Origin of the sequence: Vibrio gigantis, from assembly GCF_024347515.1 — a bacterium.
Classification (GTDB): domain Bacteria; phylum Pseudomonadota; class Gammaproteobacteria; order Enterobacterales; family Vibrionaceae; genus Vibrio; species Vibrio gigantis.
Window position 1 is genome coordinate 932,555 of record NZ_AP025492.1, and the last position, 16,659, is coordinate 949,213.

Below are 16,659 nucleotides of genomic sequence, written 5' to 3' on the forward strand. Positions count from 1 at the left end.
CTAGTCCTGTTTTGTCACCATGTTGGTGTGCTACTATAGCACTCTCATTACTCGACTAAATTTACCTATGCTAGAAGTCTCAAATTTAACTGCTATTCGTGACGACAGGGTTCTGTTTGAATCGTTGTCTTTTCAATTGAAACCAGGTGAGCTGGTTCAGGTTGAAGGTCGTAACGGTACCGGGAAAACGACACTCCTTAGGATTATTACTGGCTTAGGTGATCGCGATGACGGCACTATCTCTTGGGATGGCGAGTCTATCGAATCAAGTCGAGATGTGTATCATCAAAATCTGCTTTTTCTTGGCCATCAAACAGGCGTAAAGCGCGAGCTTAGTGCTTATGAGAACCTTAGCTTTTATCAGTCTATTCACAGTGGTGGTACGAGCAAAGAAGAGCTTTACCACGCGCTAGCCCAAGTAGGGCTTGCGGGCAGAGAAGACGTACCAGCAGGGCAACTTTCAGCGGGTCAACAGCGCCGAGTAGCATTGGCTCGTCTTTGGCTGAGTAAGCAAATGTTGTGGATTCTCGATGAGCCGTTGACTGCCATTGATAAACAAGGCGTGAAAGTTCTTGAGTCTCTTTTTTCTCAGCATGCAGACAACGGTGGTATCGTGTTATTAACCACACACCAAGATATGTTTGCTGATAGCCCGAAACTAAGAAAAATAAAGTTGGGTGAGTAATATGATCTCTTCAATGACCACAATTATCCGACGCGAACTGCTTATCGCATTCCGACGTCAAGCTGACATCTTTAACCCTCTGTGGTTCTTCATCATTGTTATCACGCTTTTCCCTTTGAGTATTGGCCCCGAGCCAAACCTACTCGCGCGTATTGCTGCGGGTATTGTTTGGGTGGCTGCTTTGCTCTCTGCATTGCTCTCTTTAGAGCGCTTGTTTCGAGATGATTTCCAAGATGGTGCCCTTGAGCAGATGATGCTGATGCCCATCCCGTTGCAGTTGGTAGTATTGTCCAAGGTCATAGCACACTGGTTGTTGACCGGGTTACCATTAATTTTAATTAGCCCATTGTTGGCTGTTTTGTTGTCATTGGATTTTGACACTTGGCTATCTGTCGTAATGACTCTGCTTGTCGGAACGCCAGCATTGAGCTTTATTGGTGCGATTGGTGTTGCTTTGACGGTTGGGTTGCAGAAGGGCGGGGTGTTACTAAGCCTGCTAATTTTGCCGCTATACATTCCTATTTTGATCTTCGCGACGTCGGCGATTGATGCTGCAGCATTGGGCGTTGCGTATAACGGCCAGTTGGCAGTGCTCGGAGCGATGTTAATGGGTGCGATGACGCTAACACCTTTTGCGATCAGTGCCGCACTTCGCGTGAGTGTGAACTGATAACGGTACCAGTATCGTATAGCTAAAGTGAACCAAAGTGTTCGATGAGACTCATAGAGTCAGCAAAACGGAAAGCAAAACAAATAAAATTATTATAATTATAGCTTTAATAGCTGTAAGCAATATGAAGTAAGAGTGAGATTACAACATGTGGAAATGGCTCCATCCCTATGCCAAAGCAGAAACCTCTTATCAGCTTGCTGGTAAACTTCTGCCATGGTTTTCGATCCTAGCGCTATTGTGTCTATCCGTCGGTACTGTGTGGGGGCTTGCATTTGCGCCTTCTGATTACCAACAAGGCGATAGCTTCCGTATCATCTACATCCATGTTCCGTCTGCAATCTGGTCTATGGGTGTTTATATGTCGATGGCGATTGCAGCCTTTATTGGCTTGGTATGGCAAGTAAGGCTATCAGACATGGCCGCACTGGCGATGGCACCTATTGGTGCTGTATTTACCTTCATTGCGTTACTAACCGGCGCTGTTTGGGGTAAACCAATGTGGGGTGCTTGGTGGGTTTGGGATGCGCGTTTAACCTCAGAGCTGATTCTTCTATTCCTATACTTGGGTGTGATTGCACTACACCACGCTTTTGACGACCAAAAAACAGCAGCGAAAGCGGCAGGCATCTTGGCGATCGTTGGTGTCATCAACCTACCTATCATTCACTTTTCAGTAGAGTGGTGGAACACACTTCACCAGGGCGCGACGATCACTAAGTTCGACAAGCCTTCTATTTCAAGTGACATGCTATGGCCGCTTCTTCTTAACATCTTCGGCTTCGCCTTTTTCTTTGGTGCTGTGACTATGGTTCGTTTCCGTAACGAAATCATCAGTAAAGAAAGTCACCGTCCATGGGTTCGCAAGCTTGCGGCTGAAAAAGCGTAGTAGGGTAGGTAATTATGTATTTTGAATCTTTGAGTGATTTCTTTGCCATGGGAGGCTATGCCTCGTATGTATGGAGTGCATTTGGAATCACGTTCCTCGCGATGATCATTTTACTGGTCGTAAGCGTTCGTCGTGGTAAGCAATTACTAAATGAAGTACAAGCGAAGATTGATCGTCAAGCTCGTATCGATGCAGCAAAAAATATGGAGAACACTCTATGAACCCAAGACGTAAAAAGAGGCTGGGCATTGTCTTAGCGATCTTTTTTGGTATCAGTGCGACTGTTGGATTGATGGTTTACGCACTTAACCAGAACATGGATCTGTTCTACACACCAACTGAGCTGGTTAACGGCAAAGATGGTAAAAAACCTGAAGTTGGCCAACGCCTACGTATTGGTGGCATGGTCGTAGTCGGCTCTGTAAGCCGTGACAATGAATCACTACGTGTGAGCTTTGATTTGCAAGATGTAGGCCCTAAAGTAACGATTTTATACGATGGCATCCTTCCTGATCTTTTCCGTGAAGGCCAAGGTATTGTTGCTCAGGGGGTTCTTAAAAATGCAACGACAATCGAAGCGTTTGAGGTGTTGGCAAAGCACGATGAAGAGTACATGCCTTCTGAAGTTGCGGAAGCAATGAAGAAAACCCATGAGCCTTTGCAATACACGACTGAACAAAAAGAAGGAAATGCTCAATGATAGCCGAGATCGGCCATTTTGCGATGATCCTGTCATTGGGACTTGCATTGCTGCTAAGCGTGCTCCCATTGTATGGAGCCGCTCGAAATAACACATTATTGATGAACAGTGCACGACCATTGTCGTGGGGCATGTTCGGATTCTTAGCGATTTCGTTCTTTATCTTGTGTTACGCGTTTTACACAAATGATTTTACGATTCAATACGTAGCAAGTAACTCGAATAGCCAGCTACCTTGGTACTACCGAATTACGGCTGTTTGGGGCGCTCACGAAGGTTCCTTATTGCTTTGGGTTCTTATCCAAGCAGGTTGGACGGTTGCAGTAGCGACGTTTAGCCGTGGTATGCCTCAAGAGTCGGTGGCTCGCGTACTGGCTATCATGGGTTTGATTACTGTCGGCTTCTTGCTGTTCATCATCGTAACGTCTAACCCGTTCCTACGTACATTGCCTTTCTTCCCTGTAGATGGCCGTGACTTGAACCCATTACTGCAAGATCCGGGTTTGATTATTCACCCGCCAATGCTTTACATGGGTTATGTAGGCTTCTCTGTTGCGTTCTCTTTCGCAATCGCTTCTCTAATGAGTGGTCGTCTTGATACTGCATGGGCTCGTTGGTCGCGTCCTTGGACAATCGCAGCTTGGTTATTCCTAACAGTAGGTATCGCACTAGGTTCATGGTGGGCTTACTACGAACTTGGCTGGGGTGGCTGGTGGTTCTGGGATCCAGTAGAAAACGCTTCATTCATGCCTTGGTTAGCTGGTACTGCACTGATGCACTCACTAGCGGTAACCGAAAAGCGTGGCACATTTAAAGCTTGGACAGTCTTACTGGCTATCTCTGCATTCTCGCTAAGCTTACTAGGTACATTCCTAGTTCGTTCAGGCATCTTGGTATCGGTTCACGCATTTGCGTCGGATCCTGCTCGCGGTATGTTTATTCTAGGTTTCCTAGTCTTTGTTATCGGTGGTTCACTACTGTTGTTTGCGGTTAAAGGCGCATCAGTTCGTGTTCGCGGTAATTTTGATTTGGTTTCTCGTGAAAACGCACTGCTTGGTAACAACATATTATTGATTGCAGCGCTTGTCGTTGTGTTAGTAGGTACGCTACTACCATTAGTTCACAAACAGTTAGGCTTGGGCTCGGTATCAATCGGTGCTCCATTCTTTGATATGTTGTTCTTCTGGTTAATGATTCCGTTCTCGTTCCTACTTGGCATCGGTCCACTGATCCGTTGGAAACGTGACAACCTGTCTAAGCTCGTTAAACCAATGCTGATTTCAGGTGCATTCTCACTTGGCTTGAGTGCGCTAATGGTTGCTCTACTGGCTGACCGCTTCAGCGGTACTGCTTTTGCTGGTTGGGTAATGGCATTTTGGATCATCTTCATGCATGGCTTTGAGCTGCATGAGCGTGCGACTCACCGTCATACATTCCTGAAAGGTCTAACTAAGCTGCCTCGTAGCCACTGGGCAATGATGTGTGGTCACATTGGTTTAGCCGTGACAGTGATTGGTATCGCGATGGTGCAAAACTACAGCATCGAACGCGATGTACGTTTGGCGCCAGGTGAAAGCTACCAGCTTGAAGAATACAGCTTCCTGTTTACAGGGGTTCGTGACAAAGATGGCCCTAACTACGATGGTTATATCGCTGACTTTGAAATTACCAAAGAAGGCAAATACATCAATACGCTTCACGCTGAAAAACGTTTCTACACCACAGCTAAGTCTATGATGACAGAAGCAGCGATTGACCGTGGAGTAACGCGCGACCTTTATATCGCAATGGGTGAACGTTTAGACGACAACAAATCTTGGGCTGTACGTATCTACTACAAACCATTTGTACGTTGGATCTGGGCTGGTTCTTTGATCATGTCGATTGGTGGTGCTATTGCTATTAGTGACCGTCGTTACCGTTTCCGTAAGCCAACAAAAAAGTCGGCTGAAGAACAGGAGGCTTAATTCGAATGAACAAAAAGATTTTATTCATTCCATTGATTGCTTTTATGATTCTAGCTGGAGTCTTTGCAACTCAATTAGTTCGTAATCAGTCGGGTGATGACCCGACTAAACTTGAGTCAGTATTGATTGGTAAGCCTGTGCCTGAGTTCGGTCTAGAAGACTTAGAACAACCAGGTAAGTTTCATGATCAAGCGATCTTCAAAGGCGAACCTCTGCTGCTTAATGTGTGGGCTACTTGGTGTCCTACCTGTTATGCAGAGCACTCTTATCTGAATAAATTGGCCGCTCAAGGCGTTAAGATCATTGGTATGAACTACAAAGATGATCGCAACAAAGCTGTCGGTTGGCTAAAAGAACTAGGTAACCCGTACTTAATTAGCTTATTTGATGGTGATGGTATGCTAGGTCTAGATCTTGGCGTGTATGGTGCTCCTGAGACTTTCTTAATTGATGCTAACGGTGTGGTTCGTTACCGCCATGTTGGTGACGTGAATCCAACTAACTGGGCATCGACGCTTGAGCCGATGTATCAAGAGTTGCTGGAGGAAGCGAAATGATTAAAAAGGTACTGATCACTCTGTTCGCTACGTTCGCTATTTCAGCGACTGTTTCTGCCGCGCCTATCGAGTTTCATGAATTTGATACCGTTGATCAAGAACAGCAGTTCAAAGAGCTGAGTAACACGTTGCGTTGCCCTAAATGTCAGAACAACACGATTGGCGATTCGAACGCTGAGCTAGCAGTCGACTTACGCCAGAAAGTGTACGAGATGACAAAAGACGGTAAGTCGAAGCAAGATATCATTGACTACATGATCGCTCGCTACGGTAACTTTGTTACTTACAACCCTCCACTGACACTAGCAACGTCAATCCTTTGGGTTGGTCCTTTTGCAGTAGTTGTATTTGGTTTCGGTTTGATCATTTTACGAAGCAGAAAATCAAAGTCGAAAGCAGTTGAGTCAGATAAAGGCTGGGATGCAGACAAAGAAGCTCGCTTAAAAGCGTTACTCGATGAAGAGAACGACGGAGATAAGAAGTAATGACTCTATTTTGGATTTCTACCATTATCCTTTCGCTAGCGGCAATTTTCTTAATTGTTCTGCCCTTCATTAATAAAAAGGCAAACAACGATGACGTGCTGCGCGATGAGTTGAATAAAGCATTCTACAAAGATCGTCTAGATGAGCTAGAAGTAGAAGCAGAAGAAGGTCTTGTTGATAACCAGCAGGAGCTGATCGCTGATTTGAAACAATCCCTGCTTGATGATGTTCCTGCTAAGCAAGAGATGAAGAAGACTAAAATCTCAACGTTGGGTGTAGTAGTACCATCTATTATTCTCGTCGTGATTGTTACATACGGCATGTACTTTAAGTTCGGGGCGTTAGATAAAGTTCAGCACTGGCAAGAAGTGAGTGCAAATCTTCCTGAGTTGTCTAAAAAGCTAATGTCATCGGAAGGTGGTGCGTTAACAGACGATGAACTAGAAGATTTGACTCTAGCACTGCGTACTCGCTTACACTACCAACCTAAAGACTCAACGGGTTGGTTGTTACTAGGTCGTATTGCTCTTGCTAACCGTGATGCGCAAACGGCGATCGATGCTATGGAGCGTGCTTATAAGCTAGAGCCTAAAGACGAAGATGTTCAACTTGGCTTTGCACAGGCGCTGATGCTATCGCCAGATGAGGCAGAGCAAAATCAAGCTCGTTTGCTTCTTAGTCGTTTGGTTCAAAACGATTACGTTGACCTTCGTGTGTTCTCGTTGCTAGCGTTCGACGCATTTGAGCGTCAAGATTACCCAGGTGCTGTGAAGTACTGGAGTATCATGCAGCAGATGATTGGTCCACAAGACAGTCGTTACGAAATGCTTTCACGCAGTATTGAAAGTGCTCAGCAAAAAATGGGCAATGCCATGGGCGTTGACCAAGGCAAGACTGTTGCAGTAACGCTTGAGTTATCTGGTGATGTGAATGCGGATCCAAACTCAGTGTTGGTTGTTTCAGTACATAGAGCTGATGGCTCTCCAATGCCTGTTGCTGCTGCTCGTTACCCATTAGGTACTTTCCCTCGTACCGTTGTGCTTGATGATGGCAACAGCATGATGGAGGGCCAAAAGCTGTCTAGCCTTGAAACTCTGATGGTTAGAGCTAGGCTTGATACAGATGGTAACGTTTCAACTCGCGATGGTGATTGGTACGGTGAAAGTGAAGTGGTTGAACTGGGTGCTCCAGTGACCATCAATATCAATAAGCAATATTAATCATCATTTTGCATAGGTGTTAGCTATTCCGATTTGTTGATAAACGGTATAGACTTAGCCAAACAATTGAGGCCAGCGATTGCTGGCCTTTTTTATTATTCCTTATGGAAAAGGTGATATGTCTGTCAGTGTTTTAAGATTCTCGGGTTTACTTTTTATCGCAAGCTTAACGGTGGGGTGTTCTAGCGCACCAGACGAAAGCAGTAACGATGATAACCTCGAAACCTCTGAATACGTCGAAGAGTCCCACCCGAATGATCCTTTCGAAGGATTTAACCGAGCGATGTGGGATATCAACTACGAATATCTAGACCCTTATTTGGTTCGCCCTGTTTCCCTTGCTTATGTTGACTACACTCCTGTGCCAGTGCGCTCTGGCATTTCTAACTTTCTAGCCAACTTAGATGAACCATCAAGCATGGTGAACAATCTTATTATGGGTAATGGTGAAAAAGCACTCGACCATTTTAACCGCTTTTGGATTAACTCCACCTTTGGTTTGTTAGGGTTAATCGATATTGCCAGCGAAGCGGGAATCACCAAGTACGACGATAAGTCATTTTCCGATGCGATTGGTCATTACGGGGTAGGGAATGGACCATATTTTATGGTGCCAGGTTACGGCCCGGTAACGACACGTGAAGTAACAGAAACCGTAGATGGGCTATATGTCCCTTTATCTTTCTTGAATTTTTGGGCTGGCTTAGGCAAGTGGGCATTTGAAGGCATGGAAACGCGTGCTCAGCTAGTTTCACAAGAAGCGTTGTTGGATGATTCTCCGGATCCGTATGCGTTAACTCGTGATGTTTACATCCAACGCCGTGATTTTAAAGCTGAGATTGAACCAGAAGAGGTTGATCTTGATGAAGAAGACCTTATTGATGGCTATTTAGAAGATTATTAAATAGAAGATCTTGAACAACAGGTAAAAGAAAGGCTCGATGTTGAAACAACATCGAGCCTTTTTAAAGTTTGCTGCTTAGGTTAATTAAGACAGATTAGAAGCGGTAGTTAGCTTGTACACCAACTAGCCATATGCTGCCTGTTACTTCACCTTCGAAGCTGCCACCAAACATATCAGCGCCACCAAAGCCTGGATCAGTTTCGTGCATCTTAGCGTCTTTCGCTAGAATGTAAGTGAAACCAGCGTCTAAGGTTAGTTGCTCAGACCATTGGTAGCCAGCACCAATACTTAACCAAGTACGGTCTGTTTCTGGAATCGTCGCAGTACGGTGCTCTTCGCTTACTGCTGAAGTATCGTATGCAATACCAGAACGTAGAGCCAGTTTAGGTGTCATTTGGTAAGTAGTACCGATCGCGAAACGGTAGTTGTCTTCCCAGTTTTCCATCTTTATTGTGTCTGGCTGTTCACCTGGGAAGTCCGCAACTAATTTTTCGAAGCTACTCCAGTCTGTCCAGTTGATACTAGCGTGAACGGCAACTTTGTCTGTTAATTGATGGAAAGAAGCGATCTCAGCTGTCGCTGGCAAAGCTAGATCCATAGAACCAGGTTTGTGCGCATTTGGGTTTGCCATGTTGAAAGCAAAGCCTTTAGCATGACCTTCAAGAGTTAAGTCGATTTCAGATTTGTAGGCAAAGCCCAAGCGGTTATTTTCATTGATCTGCCATGCGGTACCAACTTGCCATCCCCATGCAGTATCGTCACCTTCCATGTATTTCAGCGTCGTGCCTACTGGTAAAGTCCCTGTAGCTGTTGCGCCGAAGCTACCTTCAGCCATCACGTAACGAACACCACCACCAACAGATACGTTGTCTAATACTTGGTAAGCCGCGTTTAAGTTGAGTTCCATGCTGATTACGCTTGCTTCATTGCCGTGGTTTGCACCAGCAAAGTCAGTACCTAGGTCGGTTTCCATGCCGTAGTTGGTGCCTGCAGCAAATCCGATTGCTAACTTTTCTGAATACTTGTGAGATACGTAAAAGTTAGGAATCACAGCACTGTGGGCGAAGTCTTTGCTGTTTGCAGGGGTATTTGCGCCAGATGTACCTTCGATATCAATGTTCGGGTCAACATAGATAGCGCCAACAGAAACTTGAGTGCCTTCTAGGTAAGTTAGCATTGCTGGGTTACGCCATTGTGCGTCTGCACCGTCAGCCATTGCTGCTTCACCAGCGTATGCGCGGCCAAGACCGGTTGCTGAGTATTCTGCTAGTTGAAAACCTGCCGCGTGAGTCACGGTAGAAGTCGAAAGTAGTCCAACTGCCACTGCAGCAGATAGAAGAGTCTTATTCATTTTCATTATTATGTTCGCTGAATCATAAGTATTAAGTGTCGTGATTCTACTTTTAGAGTTATTACTTTAAAAACGAAATTCGAATAAAACAGTGTTTTAGGGATTTAATTATTAAATGTGACTAATTATTAGGTAAATAGTCTGAATGTTTCGGCTGTGTTGCGAAGTTTGAGCGTACACCTGTAGTCAAATGTTGGGTTTGTGGGCTACACATGTAAGCTTAAATTTAGGCTGGTCAGTAGTTTAGGTAATAAAAAAGGGTCGCGTAATGCGACCCTTTGGAGTTTATAATTTCGATTATATTAGAAGCTGCGGCTGTACTGCAGACCCATTAGGATTGCATCAGCATGTGTTGTCGCTGTCAGGCTGCTAACACCAGCATTTTCTGAAACACTTACATCATCACCTAGCAAGTAAGTGAAACCAAAGTCTACGTTTGACGCTGTATCAATGTGGTAAGTGAAACCAGCTGAGAACCATTGGCGGTCAGAGTCAGGAACTGAAACTGAAGTTAATTGGTCTTGAGCACTTGTGTCATACATGTAACCAGTACGAAGAGTCCAAGTGTCGTTTAGGTAGTAAGTTCCACCAATTGCGTAGTGCCAGCCATCTTGCCATTCGTATGGTTTGTCATATGACGCTCCAATACCTACGAAATTATCTTGTAGATTTCTAAATTCAACTTGGTCAAACGCACTCCATCCAATCCACTGTACAGAGTAGTGCACTGCAAATTTAGTGTCTTCGATTCTGTGGTAACCTGAAAATTCAGCCATGTCTGGTAAAGGCAGTGTGATCTCTTGTCCTTTATCATCTTCAGCGGTCATCTCTGGGCTGTAACGGTAAGAAAAACCAAAACGGTTGTTTTTGTCTAACTCATAAACAGTACCTAGATTAAACCCGACTGCCCAACCATCAGCTTTATCAACGTTAACCAAATCACCGAAAGTTGCGTGTTGACGCTTCATTGTTCCTTGACCGTAAATCAGGTCAAGTCCAGCACCAAAGCTCCATTGGTCATTTAAGCGGTAAGAACCTGCAAGGCCAAAGTTGATGCTCATAATATCTGTTAGACCACCATATTCTTTAGCAACGTAGTCGTCAGAGAATTCAGTTTTTGTCCCGAAGTTGGAGTATGCATTTACACCCCAAGCAAACTTGTCGTTTACAGGCACAATCAAATGAATGTTTGGTGCTACAGAAGTACCGCCAACATCATCAGTATCAGGGACTGCGGTTGCAGAGCCACCCAAAGGAGTGTATTCAGCATCTTTCACTTCAATCATAGAAGTAATTGTTTCAAAACCAAGAGAAAGCTCAGTTTTGTCAAACAGTGCCATTGCTGCAGGGTTACGTGCCATTACTGACGCGTTATCTGCGATTACTGCATCACCAGCGAATGCACGGCCAATGCCGGTTGCTGATTGTGCATTAAGTTGGAAACCTGCTGCCATCGCTTGCGAAGACGCCAGTGTAATTGTTACTGCTAAAAGAGACTTTTTAAACAGACGCGTGTTGTTGGTAGTCATTCATTTATTCCTTTATATATCCGCCTCTACAGGGCGATTAATTTGAGCAATTGCTCAATGGTGGCTGATCCTATTCGCAAGTATACGATATACAAATCCGACCATTGATAAATTTGAGTGGAAAATTATGGAAATGACGCCTATCTGGCACGAAAATGGTGCGAAATGCTTCTTTTTAGAGTTTTAACTCTAGAGGTATTGAGCTTGTGAATGGTTTTGGTGTTTATTTATAAATAAAGCCCAGCAATATCAAGAGTATAATCGCTGGGCCTTTTATGACGGGGCTTTGAGAGTGAATTAGCTCATTGGTTTGATCATTTTTGTCAGTTTTTCGGCGATTTTGGAAACATCCTCACCATTTTCACCAACTAGGATTAAGCTGCTGCCATCTACAGGGGTCACCGAACCGGACATGCCTTCTTCATCAAAGTCGATCGACTTGTCTGTCGGAATCCCAGTTAAAAACAGCGTGACTTTACCTTTTTTGCCTTGGAATACCATATGTACCGCGTTGGATTTACCAAAGCCACAGTGGTTTAGGTAATAGACGTGGTAAGGGAAGGCATCATCAAACTGAAAAGCAAATGGGTTCATTTTTGCGTTGATCTGCTGCGATGTGACCTGTTCATCGATGGTACTAACAAAGCTCTTTTCATTAACCACATGCTTCATCGCCGTATCAACCAAGCTGGCTTGTGCTGGTGACACGAATGCATTTCCCCAGTTTACTTGGCCAACTAATAAACCTGCCATAAAGGCAACAGAAGCGGCCATTGCCATCGCTCGCCTTGCAAAAGTAGGTCTTACTACTTTGCTTTCTTCGCTTGAGGTCTGATTAAACAGAATGCGATCAGCAAGATCGTCCGGCACATCCACATTCATTGCTGAATGGATTTGTTTATCAAGCGCTAGTACATCGTCTAGAAAGTTACTATTGGCTTCGCTATTCGCGGTCGCATCAACAATATCTTGTGTACGTTGTTTAGGTTCCGACAATACACGACGACGAAATTCCAAATCATCCATTATGTTGCCCCCTCTCTGCCTCTTCTGTATCCAATAGCTCTTTCAACTGATTTCGAGCTCTGAATAAACGTGTCATCACCGTGTTTTTGTTGAGATCGAGAATATCGGCAATCTCATCGCCACTAAAACCACCAATCACTTGCAAGAAGAGAGGTTCACGGTAATCAATTTCAAGTTTCATGATCTGGGCTTGCAACCACTGATGTTGATGGTGTGGGTCATCACTGACACTAGCATCGTTACCGTGATCATCGATATCAACCAGATCAAACTGTTTGCGTTCAAAACGTCGAGCATTCTCGCGGCGCAAGATAGTAATCAGCCAAGATTTCGCGGCTTTTTCATCTTGAAGGCTATCGAGTGACTTCCATGCACGAAGACAAGTTTCTTGAACTAAGTCTTCGGCAATGCTCTTGTCTTTGCATAACCAATAGGCGTAGCGAAAGAGGTCACGATGATAGGCACGCACGAGTGCTTCGTATTTTCTTTGTTTGTCCATATCAGAGTTGACCGGACGCTTGGCTGTTTTCTTTCCAAACATTTTTATTATTGACACACGAGCCTCCGTTATTGCTCTGCGTATAGCTGTCCTCTATACGTTGTGCTTTGTTTTTATAGGGCTAACGATTGGTTGGAAACCGTAAAATCACATTAAAATTGATCTACTTCAAAATCTAAGGCCTCGAACAAGCTATAGTACACCTTGTCGTCTAGTTAGTCATTCGTGGCTAGCATGTTGAGCAAGACGACACTTCCTTTTGAAGGCTGACTTTACTTTCTCCTAATCAGGAAACTGATTATTTCAATTGGCGTTAAGTTAATTGCTTTATACACATTCCGACCACACAGCTTTGTGTGGTTTTTTTTTGCCTTCAGAAAATACCCCGATACAAAACCATTGACTCTTTACCTACGCATAACAGTTGCTTCTAGCAATAGTTTAGTCTTTTAGGACAACCTTTCCCCCCAAAAGGTTCGCCTGAATGTGCAGTTATATTTTCAAACAGTGAGATACTCGTATCACGTTTATTTAAACGCTCGTTTGATTTAATTAACAACTTCTTTACAATGCTTCAGGTCAGACCTCTTAACTTTAAGGAGAAACCATGGGCAAACAGGAAGTCAAAACGCGTTCTGGAGAACGTGTTGCCGTTGTCGCTGGATTACGAACCCCATTCGCTCGTCAGAGCACTGAATTTAGCCAAGTGCCTGCGGTTGACCTAGGCAAAATGGTTGTGAGCGAAATGCTTGCAAGAACAGATGTCGATCCTGCACTTATCGAACAAGTCGTGTTCGGCCAAGTAGTGCAAATGCCAGAAGCGCCAAACATTGCGCGTGAAATCGTGCTGGGCACAGGCATGGACATCAATACTGATGCCTACAGTGTTACACGAGCATGTGCAACCAGCTTCCAAGCTGTAGTCAACGTGACCGAAAGCATTATGGCCGGTACGATTGATATTGGTATTGCTGGCGGCGCGGACTCTTCTTCTGTATTGCCTATCGGCGTTTCGAAAAAGCTAGCGGCAAATTTATTAGCGCTGAGTAAAACGAAAACTATGGGGCAAAAGCTGAAGATTCTTAAAACGCTTTCAGTAAAAGATCTGATGCCAGTACCGCCTGCTGTTGCTGAATACTCGACCGGTTTATCCATGGGACAAACTGCTGAGCAGATGGCGAAGACACACGGGATTACTCGCGAAGCTCAAGATGCACTTGCCCACCGTTCTCATTCTTTGGCTTCTCAAGCATGGAAAGAAGGCAAGATCAAAGACGAAGTAATGACGGCATTCCCGGCGCCGTACAAAAAGTACCTAGCGGAAGACAACAACATTCGCCACGACTCAACAGTTGAAGGTTACGCTAAGTTGCGCCCTGCATTTGATAGAAAGTACGGCAGTGTAACGGCAGCTAATGCTACGCCGCTTACTGATGGCGGTGCTGCGGTTATGTTGATGCGCGAAGGTAAAGCGAAAGAGCTAGGCTTAGAAGTGCTGGGTTATATTCGTGGTTATGCGTTCTCAGCGATTGGTGTTGAAACAGATATGTTGATGGGCCCGACGTACGCGACCTCTCAAGTATTGAAAAACACCGGTTTGGAGTTATCAGACCTTACGCTTATCGAAATGCATGAAGCCTTCGCAGCCCAAGTACTAGCGAATGTGAAAATGTTTGCGAGCGATGAGTTTGCACAGAAGAATCTTGGCCGCGACAAAGCGATCGGTGAGATTGATATGGAGAAATTCAACGTGCTTGGTAGCTCAATTGCTTACGGACATCCGTTTGCAGCGACTGGCGCGCGCATGATGACTCAAACATTACGTGAACTGAAACGTCGCGGTGGCGGCTTGGCACTAAACACAGCGTGTGCAGCTGGTGGTTTAGGTGCAGCAATGATCTTGGAGGTAGAATAATGTCTACGACTCTTGATGCAACAACAGAAAAAGAAACAGTCGCTCAACCAGATTCAACGTCTGCGACTGAATCAACCAAAAAGAAAGCGACCGCATTCTCTCTTAATATCGATGACCAAGACATTGCTTGGCTAGCGATTGATGTTCCGGGCGAGAAAATGAACACGCTACAAGCGGCTTTTGCTGAAGAAATGAAAGCCATCTTCGAGCAACTCAAAGAAAAACAGAGTCGAGTTAAGGGCTTAATCGTTCACTCACTTAAGCCAGATAACTTTATCGCTGGTGCTGATGTGCGAATGCTGGATGCGTGTAAAACCGCTGATGAAGCGCAGTCTCTTGCTCGCCAAGGTCAGGAGATGTTCCAAGAACTGTCTGATCTTCCTTACCCAGTCGTTGCGGCAATTCACGGTCCATGTCTTGGTGGCGGTTTAGAGCTTGCACTGGCGTGTGATTACCGTGTGTGTACCGATTCAGATAAGACACGTCTAGGTCTACCTGAAGTTCAGCTAGGCTTATTACCAGGTTCTGGTGGTACACAACGCCTGCCTCGTTTAATTGGTTTGCTACCATCACTCGATCTTATTCTTACCGGTAAGCAACTGCGTGCTAAGAAAGCGAAATCGCTTGGTGTTGTGGATGCTTGTGTGCCAGATACGATTTTGCTTGAAGTAGCGAAAAGCTACGTTGAAAAGAACACGGGAAGCAAAAAAGGCAAGCGTTTGGCGTCGAAAAGCCAAGCATCGACCAAAGAGAAGCTGATTTCACGTAACGGCCTTGGTCGTAAAGTGATTTTTGAACAAGCTTCTAAGAAGACAAATCAGAAAACACGTGGCAATTACCCAGCAGCCGATGCGATTCTTGATGTAATTCGTTATGGCCTAGAGAACGGCTTTGAAAAAGGCCTTCAGTACGAAGCTAAGCGTTTCTCTGAATTGGTTATGACTTCAGAATCTAAAGCCCTTCGTTCGATTTTCTTTGCAACCACGGAAATGAAGAAAGAACACGGTGCAGACGCAGAACCAAAAGCGGTGAAGCGTGTTGGTGTGTTGGGCGGCGGTCTTATGGGCGCAGGTATTAGCCATGTGAGTGTGGCTAAAGCAAAAGTACCGGTTCGCATCAAAGATGTATCAAATGAAGGTGTGTTGAATGCACTTAACTACAACTTCAAGTTGTTCGATAAGCAGCGTAAGCGTCGTATTCTGAGCCGAGCTGGTCTTGAAAGTAAGATGCTACAACTGTCAGGCGGTATCGACTTTACGAGCTTTAATCATACTGACGTAGTAATCGAAGCGGTGTTTGAAGACTTAGACCTTAAGCAGTCAATGGTTGCAGACATCGAACAAAATGCGAAGCCAGAGACTATCTTCGCGACGAATACTTCATCACTGCCAATCCATAAGATTGCAGAGAAGGCGCAGCGACCAGAAAATGTTGTCGGTCTTCACTACTTCAGCCCGGCAGAGAAAATGCCGCTAGTAGAAGTAATCCCTCATGAAACAACGTCAGAAGAGACGATTTCGACGGTTGTTGCATTGGCGAAGAAGCAAGGTAAAACGCCGATCGTTGTTAAAGACACGGCAGGTTTCTACGTAAACCGCATTCTTGCTCCGTACATGAATGAAGCCGCGCACTTATTACTAGCGAACGAGCCGATTGAAAAACTCGATAGCACGTTATTGGACTTCGGTTTCCCGGTTGGTCCTATCACCTTATTAGACGAGGTGGGTGTTGATATTGGTGCGAAGATCATTCCGATTCTGGTTAATGAACTTGGTGATCGTTTCCAAGGCCCTGACGTGTTCGACATTCTTCTGAATGACAACCGTAAAGGTCGTAAGAGTGGTAAAGGTTTCTACACCTACAAGGGTAAGAAGAAGGAAGTGGATAAGTCAGTTTACAAGCTGCTTAAGCTGCAACCTGATCCTAAGTTGAGCGACAACGATATCGCAATGCGCTGTGTATTGCCTATGTTAAACGAAGCAGTTCGTTGTCTAGATGACGGCATTATCCGCAGCCCTCGTGATGGCGATATTGGTGCGATTTTTGGTATCGGTTTCCCTCCATTCCTTGGTGGCCCGTTCCGTTACATGGATCAAATCGGCATTAAATCATTGGTTGAGATGATGAACGATTTCGCTAAGAAGTACGGTGATCGTTTTGCGCCATGTGATGGCCTACTGACACGTGCTGGTCTGGATGAGTCTTTTTACAAGTAATTCTCTAGTATGTTGACTATAAAGCCCGCTTCAAGCAATTGATGCG

General features: G+C 44.9%; 16 protein-coding genes. 12 read left to right on the plus strand and 4 right to left on the minus strand.

What is annotated here, in order from left to right:
* The first annotated feature begins 67 nt into the window (after nucleotides 1-67).
* The 10 genes from ccmA (at nucleotide 68) to OCV56_RS04320 (ending at nucleotide 8,077) form a co-directional block, all read left to right on the plus strand.
* Entirely contained in the window at nucleotides 68-685 is a 618-nt protein-coding gene (gene ccmA, locus OCV56_RS04275; protein WP_048607846.1) for a cytochrome c biogenesis heme-transporting ATPase CcmA, read from the plus strand.
* A gap of 1 nt (nucleotide 686) precedes the next feature.
* The gene (gene ccmB, locus OCV56_RS04280; RefSeq protein ID WP_086712361.1) at nucleotides 687-1,355 is read left to right on the plus strand and encodes a heme exporter protein CcmB; all 669 of its coding nucleotides are present in this window, start codon (nucleotides 687-689) and stop codon (nucleotides 1,353-1,355) included.
* 148 nt (nucleotides 1,356-1,503) lie between these two features.
* Complete coding sequence (locus OCV56_RS04285) at nucleotides 1,504-2,244, plus strand: heme ABC transporter permease (protein WP_017064107.1); 741 nt, start codon at nucleotides 1,504-1,506, stop codon at nucleotides 2,242-2,244.
* A gap of 14 nt (nucleotides 2,245-2,258) precedes the next feature.
* Entirely contained in the window at nucleotides 2,259-2,465 is a 207-nt protein-coding gene (ccmD, locus tag OCV56_RS04290; RefSeq protein ID WP_009848525.1) for a heme exporter protein CcmD, read from the plus strand.
* Nucleotides 2,462-2,944 carry a cytochrome c maturation protein CcmE gene (gene ccmE / locus OCV56_RS04295; protein ID WP_017064106.1) on the plus strand — a complete coding sequence of 161 codons (483 nt, stop codon included), beginning with the start codon at nucleotides 2,462-2,464 and terminating at the stop codon, nucleotides 2,942-2,944. The genes ccmD and ccmE overlap by 4 nt, the downstream gene beginning before the upstream one ends.
* Nucleotides 2,941-4,911, plus strand: coding sequence for a heme lyase CcmF/NrfE family subunit (locus OCV56_RS04300; RefSeq protein ID WP_017060654.1), 1,971 nt, complete (start codon nucleotides 2,941-2,943; stop codon nucleotides 4,909-4,911). Before ccmE ends, OCV56_RS04300 begins: the two co-directional genes overlap by 4 nt.
* Nucleotides 4,912-4,916: 5 nt before the next feature.
* Nucleotides 4,917-5,468 (plus strand): DsbE family thiol:disulfide interchange protein, encoded by a 552-nt coding sequence (locus tag OCV56_RS04305; protein ID WP_086712360.1) that lies wholly within the window; start codon nucleotides 4,917-4,919, stop codon nucleotides 5,466-5,468.
* Nucleotides 5,465-5,953, plus strand: a complete 489-nt coding sequence (locus OCV56_RS04310) for a cytochrome c-type biogenesis protein (protein ID WP_086712359.1) — start codon at nucleotides 5,465-5,467, stop codon at nucleotides 5,951-5,953. Before OCV56_RS04305 ends, OCV56_RS04310 begins: the two co-directional genes overlap by 4 nt.
* Nucleotides 5,953-7,173, plus strand: a complete 1,221-nt coding sequence (gene ccmI / locus OCV56_RS04315; RefSeq protein ID WP_086712358.1) for a c-type cytochrome biogenesis protein CcmI — start codon at nucleotides 5,953-5,955, stop codon at nucleotides 7,171-7,173. Before OCV56_RS04310 ends, ccmI begins: the two co-directional genes overlap by 1 nt.
* Before the next feature lie 118 nt (nucleotides 7,174-7,291).
* On the plus strand, nucleotides 7,292-8,077 hold the full coding sequence (locus OCV56_RS04320) for an MlaA family lipoprotein (protein WP_086712357.1): 786 nt from the start codon (nucleotides 7,292-7,294) through the stop codon (nucleotides 8,075-8,077).
* Between the two features lie 94 nt (nucleotides 8,078-8,171).
* On the opposite strand, the gene OCV56_RS04325 is transcribed toward OCV56_RS04320, so the two are convergent.
* From OCV56_RS04325 to OCV56_RS04340, 4 genes are all read right to left on the minus strand, one after another.
* Nucleotides 8,172-9,434, minus strand: coding sequence for an outer membrane protein transport protein (locus OCV56_RS04325; protein ID WP_086712356.1), 1,263 nt, complete (start codon nucleotides 9,432-9,434; stop codon nucleotides 8,172-8,174).
* A gap of 296 nt (nucleotides 9,435-9,730) precedes the next feature.
* On the minus strand, nucleotides 9,731-10,957 hold the full coding sequence (locus OCV56_RS04330) for an outer membrane protein transport protein (RefSeq protein WP_086712355.1): 1,227 nt from the start codon (nucleotides 10,955-10,957) through the stop codon (nucleotides 9,731-9,733).
* Nucleotides 10,958-11,254: 297 nt separating this feature from the next.
* Entirely contained in the window at nucleotides 11,255-11,983 is a 729-nt protein-coding gene (locus OCV56_RS04335; RefSeq protein ID WP_086712354.1) for a DUF3379 domain-containing protein, read from the minus strand.
* The gene (locus OCV56_RS04340; RefSeq protein ID WP_017060646.1) at nucleotides 11,976-12,524 is read right to left on the minus strand and encodes a sigma-70 family RNA polymerase sigma factor; all 549 of its coding nucleotides are present in this window, start codon (nucleotides 12,522-12,524) and stop codon (nucleotides 11,976-11,978) included. Before OCV56_RS04340 ends, OCV56_RS04335 begins: the two co-directional genes overlap by 8 nt.
* 565 nt (nucleotides 12,525-13,089) lie before the next feature.
* Between OCV56_RS04340 and fadI the strand changes: the two genes are divergently transcribed.
* Together fadI and fadJ are read left to right on the plus strand one after the other, a co-directional pair.
* On the plus strand, nucleotides 13,090-14,397 hold the full coding sequence (gene fadI, locus OCV56_RS04345) for an acetyl-CoA C-acyltransferase FadI (RefSeq protein WP_086712353.1): 1,308 nt from the start codon (nucleotides 13,090-13,092) through the stop codon (nucleotides 14,395-14,397).
* Nucleotides 14,397-16,613 (plus strand): fatty acid oxidation complex subunit alpha FadJ, encoded by a 2,217-nt coding sequence (gene fadJ, locus OCV56_RS04350; protein ID WP_086712352.1) that lies wholly within the window; start codon nucleotides 14,397-14,399, stop codon nucleotides 16,611-16,613. Before fadI ends, fadJ begins: the two co-directional genes overlap by 1 nt.
* The last annotated feature ends 46 nt before the right edge of the window (nucleotides 16,614-16,659 follow it).

What these genes read in the sequence shown, in the direction of transcription:
- ccmA (WP_048607846.1), top strand. Translation starts at nt 68, where the DNA reads ATGCTAGAAGTCTCAAATTTAACTGCTATTCGTGACGACAGGGTTCTG.
- ccmB (WP_086712361.1), top strand. Translation starts at nt 687, where the DNA reads ATGATCTCTTCAATGACCACAATTATCCGACGCGAACTGCTTATCGCA.
- OCV56_RS04285 (WP_017064107.1), top strand. Translation starts at nt 1,504, where the DNA reads ATGTGGAAATGGCTCCATCCCTATGCCAAAGCAGAAACCTCTTATCAG.
- ccmD (WP_009848525.1), top strand. Translation starts at nt 2,259, where the DNA reads ATGTATTTTGAATCTTTGAGTGATTTCTTTGCCATGGGAGGCTATGCC.
- ccmE (WP_017064106.1), top strand. Translation starts at nt 2,462, where the DNA reads ATGAACCCAAGACGTAAAAAGAGGCTGGGCATTGTCTTAGCGATCTTT.
- OCV56_RS04300 (WP_017060654.1), top strand. Translation starts at nt 2,941, where the DNA reads ATGATAGCCGAGATCGGCCATTTTGCGATGATCCTGTCATTGGGACTT.
- OCV56_RS04305 (WP_086712360.1), top strand. Translation starts at nt 4,917, where the DNA reads ATGAACAAAAAGATTTTATTCATTCCATTGATTGCTTTTATGATTCTA.
- OCV56_RS04310 (WP_086712359.1), top strand. Translation starts at nt 5,465, where the DNA reads ATGATTAAAAAGGTACTGATCACTCTGTTCGCTACGTTCGCTATTTCA.
- ccmI (WP_086712358.1), top strand. Translation starts at nt 5,953, where the DNA reads ATGACTCTATTTTGGATTTCTACCATTATCCTTTCGCTAGCGGCAATT.
- OCV56_RS04320 (WP_086712357.1), top strand. Translation starts at nt 7,292, where the DNA reads ATGTCTGTCAGTGTTTTAAGATTCTCGGGTTTACTTTTTATCGCAAGC.
- OCV56_RS04325 (WP_086712356.1), bottom strand. Translation starts at nt 9,434, where the DNA reads ATGAAAATGAATAAGACTCTTCTATCTGCTGCAGTGGCAGTTGGACTA.
- OCV56_RS04330 (WP_086712355.1), bottom strand. Translation starts at nt 10,957, where the DNA reads ATGACTACCAACAACACGCGTCTGTTTAAAAAGTCTCTTTTAGCAGTA.
- OCV56_RS04335 (WP_086712354.1), bottom strand. Translation starts at nt 11,983, where the DNA reads ATGGATGATTTGGAATTTCGTCGTCGTGTATTGTCGGAACCTAAACAA.
- OCV56_RS04340 (WP_017060646.1), bottom strand. Translation starts at nt 12,524, where the DNA reads ATGTTTGGAAAGAAAACAGCCAAGCGTCCGGTCAACTCTGATATGGAC.
- fadI (WP_086712353.1), top strand. Translation starts at nt 13,090, where the DNA reads ATGGGCAAACAGGAAGTCAAAACGCGTTCTGGAGAACGTGTTGCCGTT.
- fadJ (WP_086712352.1), top strand. Translation starts at nt 14,397, where the DNA reads ATGTCTACGACTCTTGATGCAACAACAGAAAAAGAAACAGTCGCTCAA.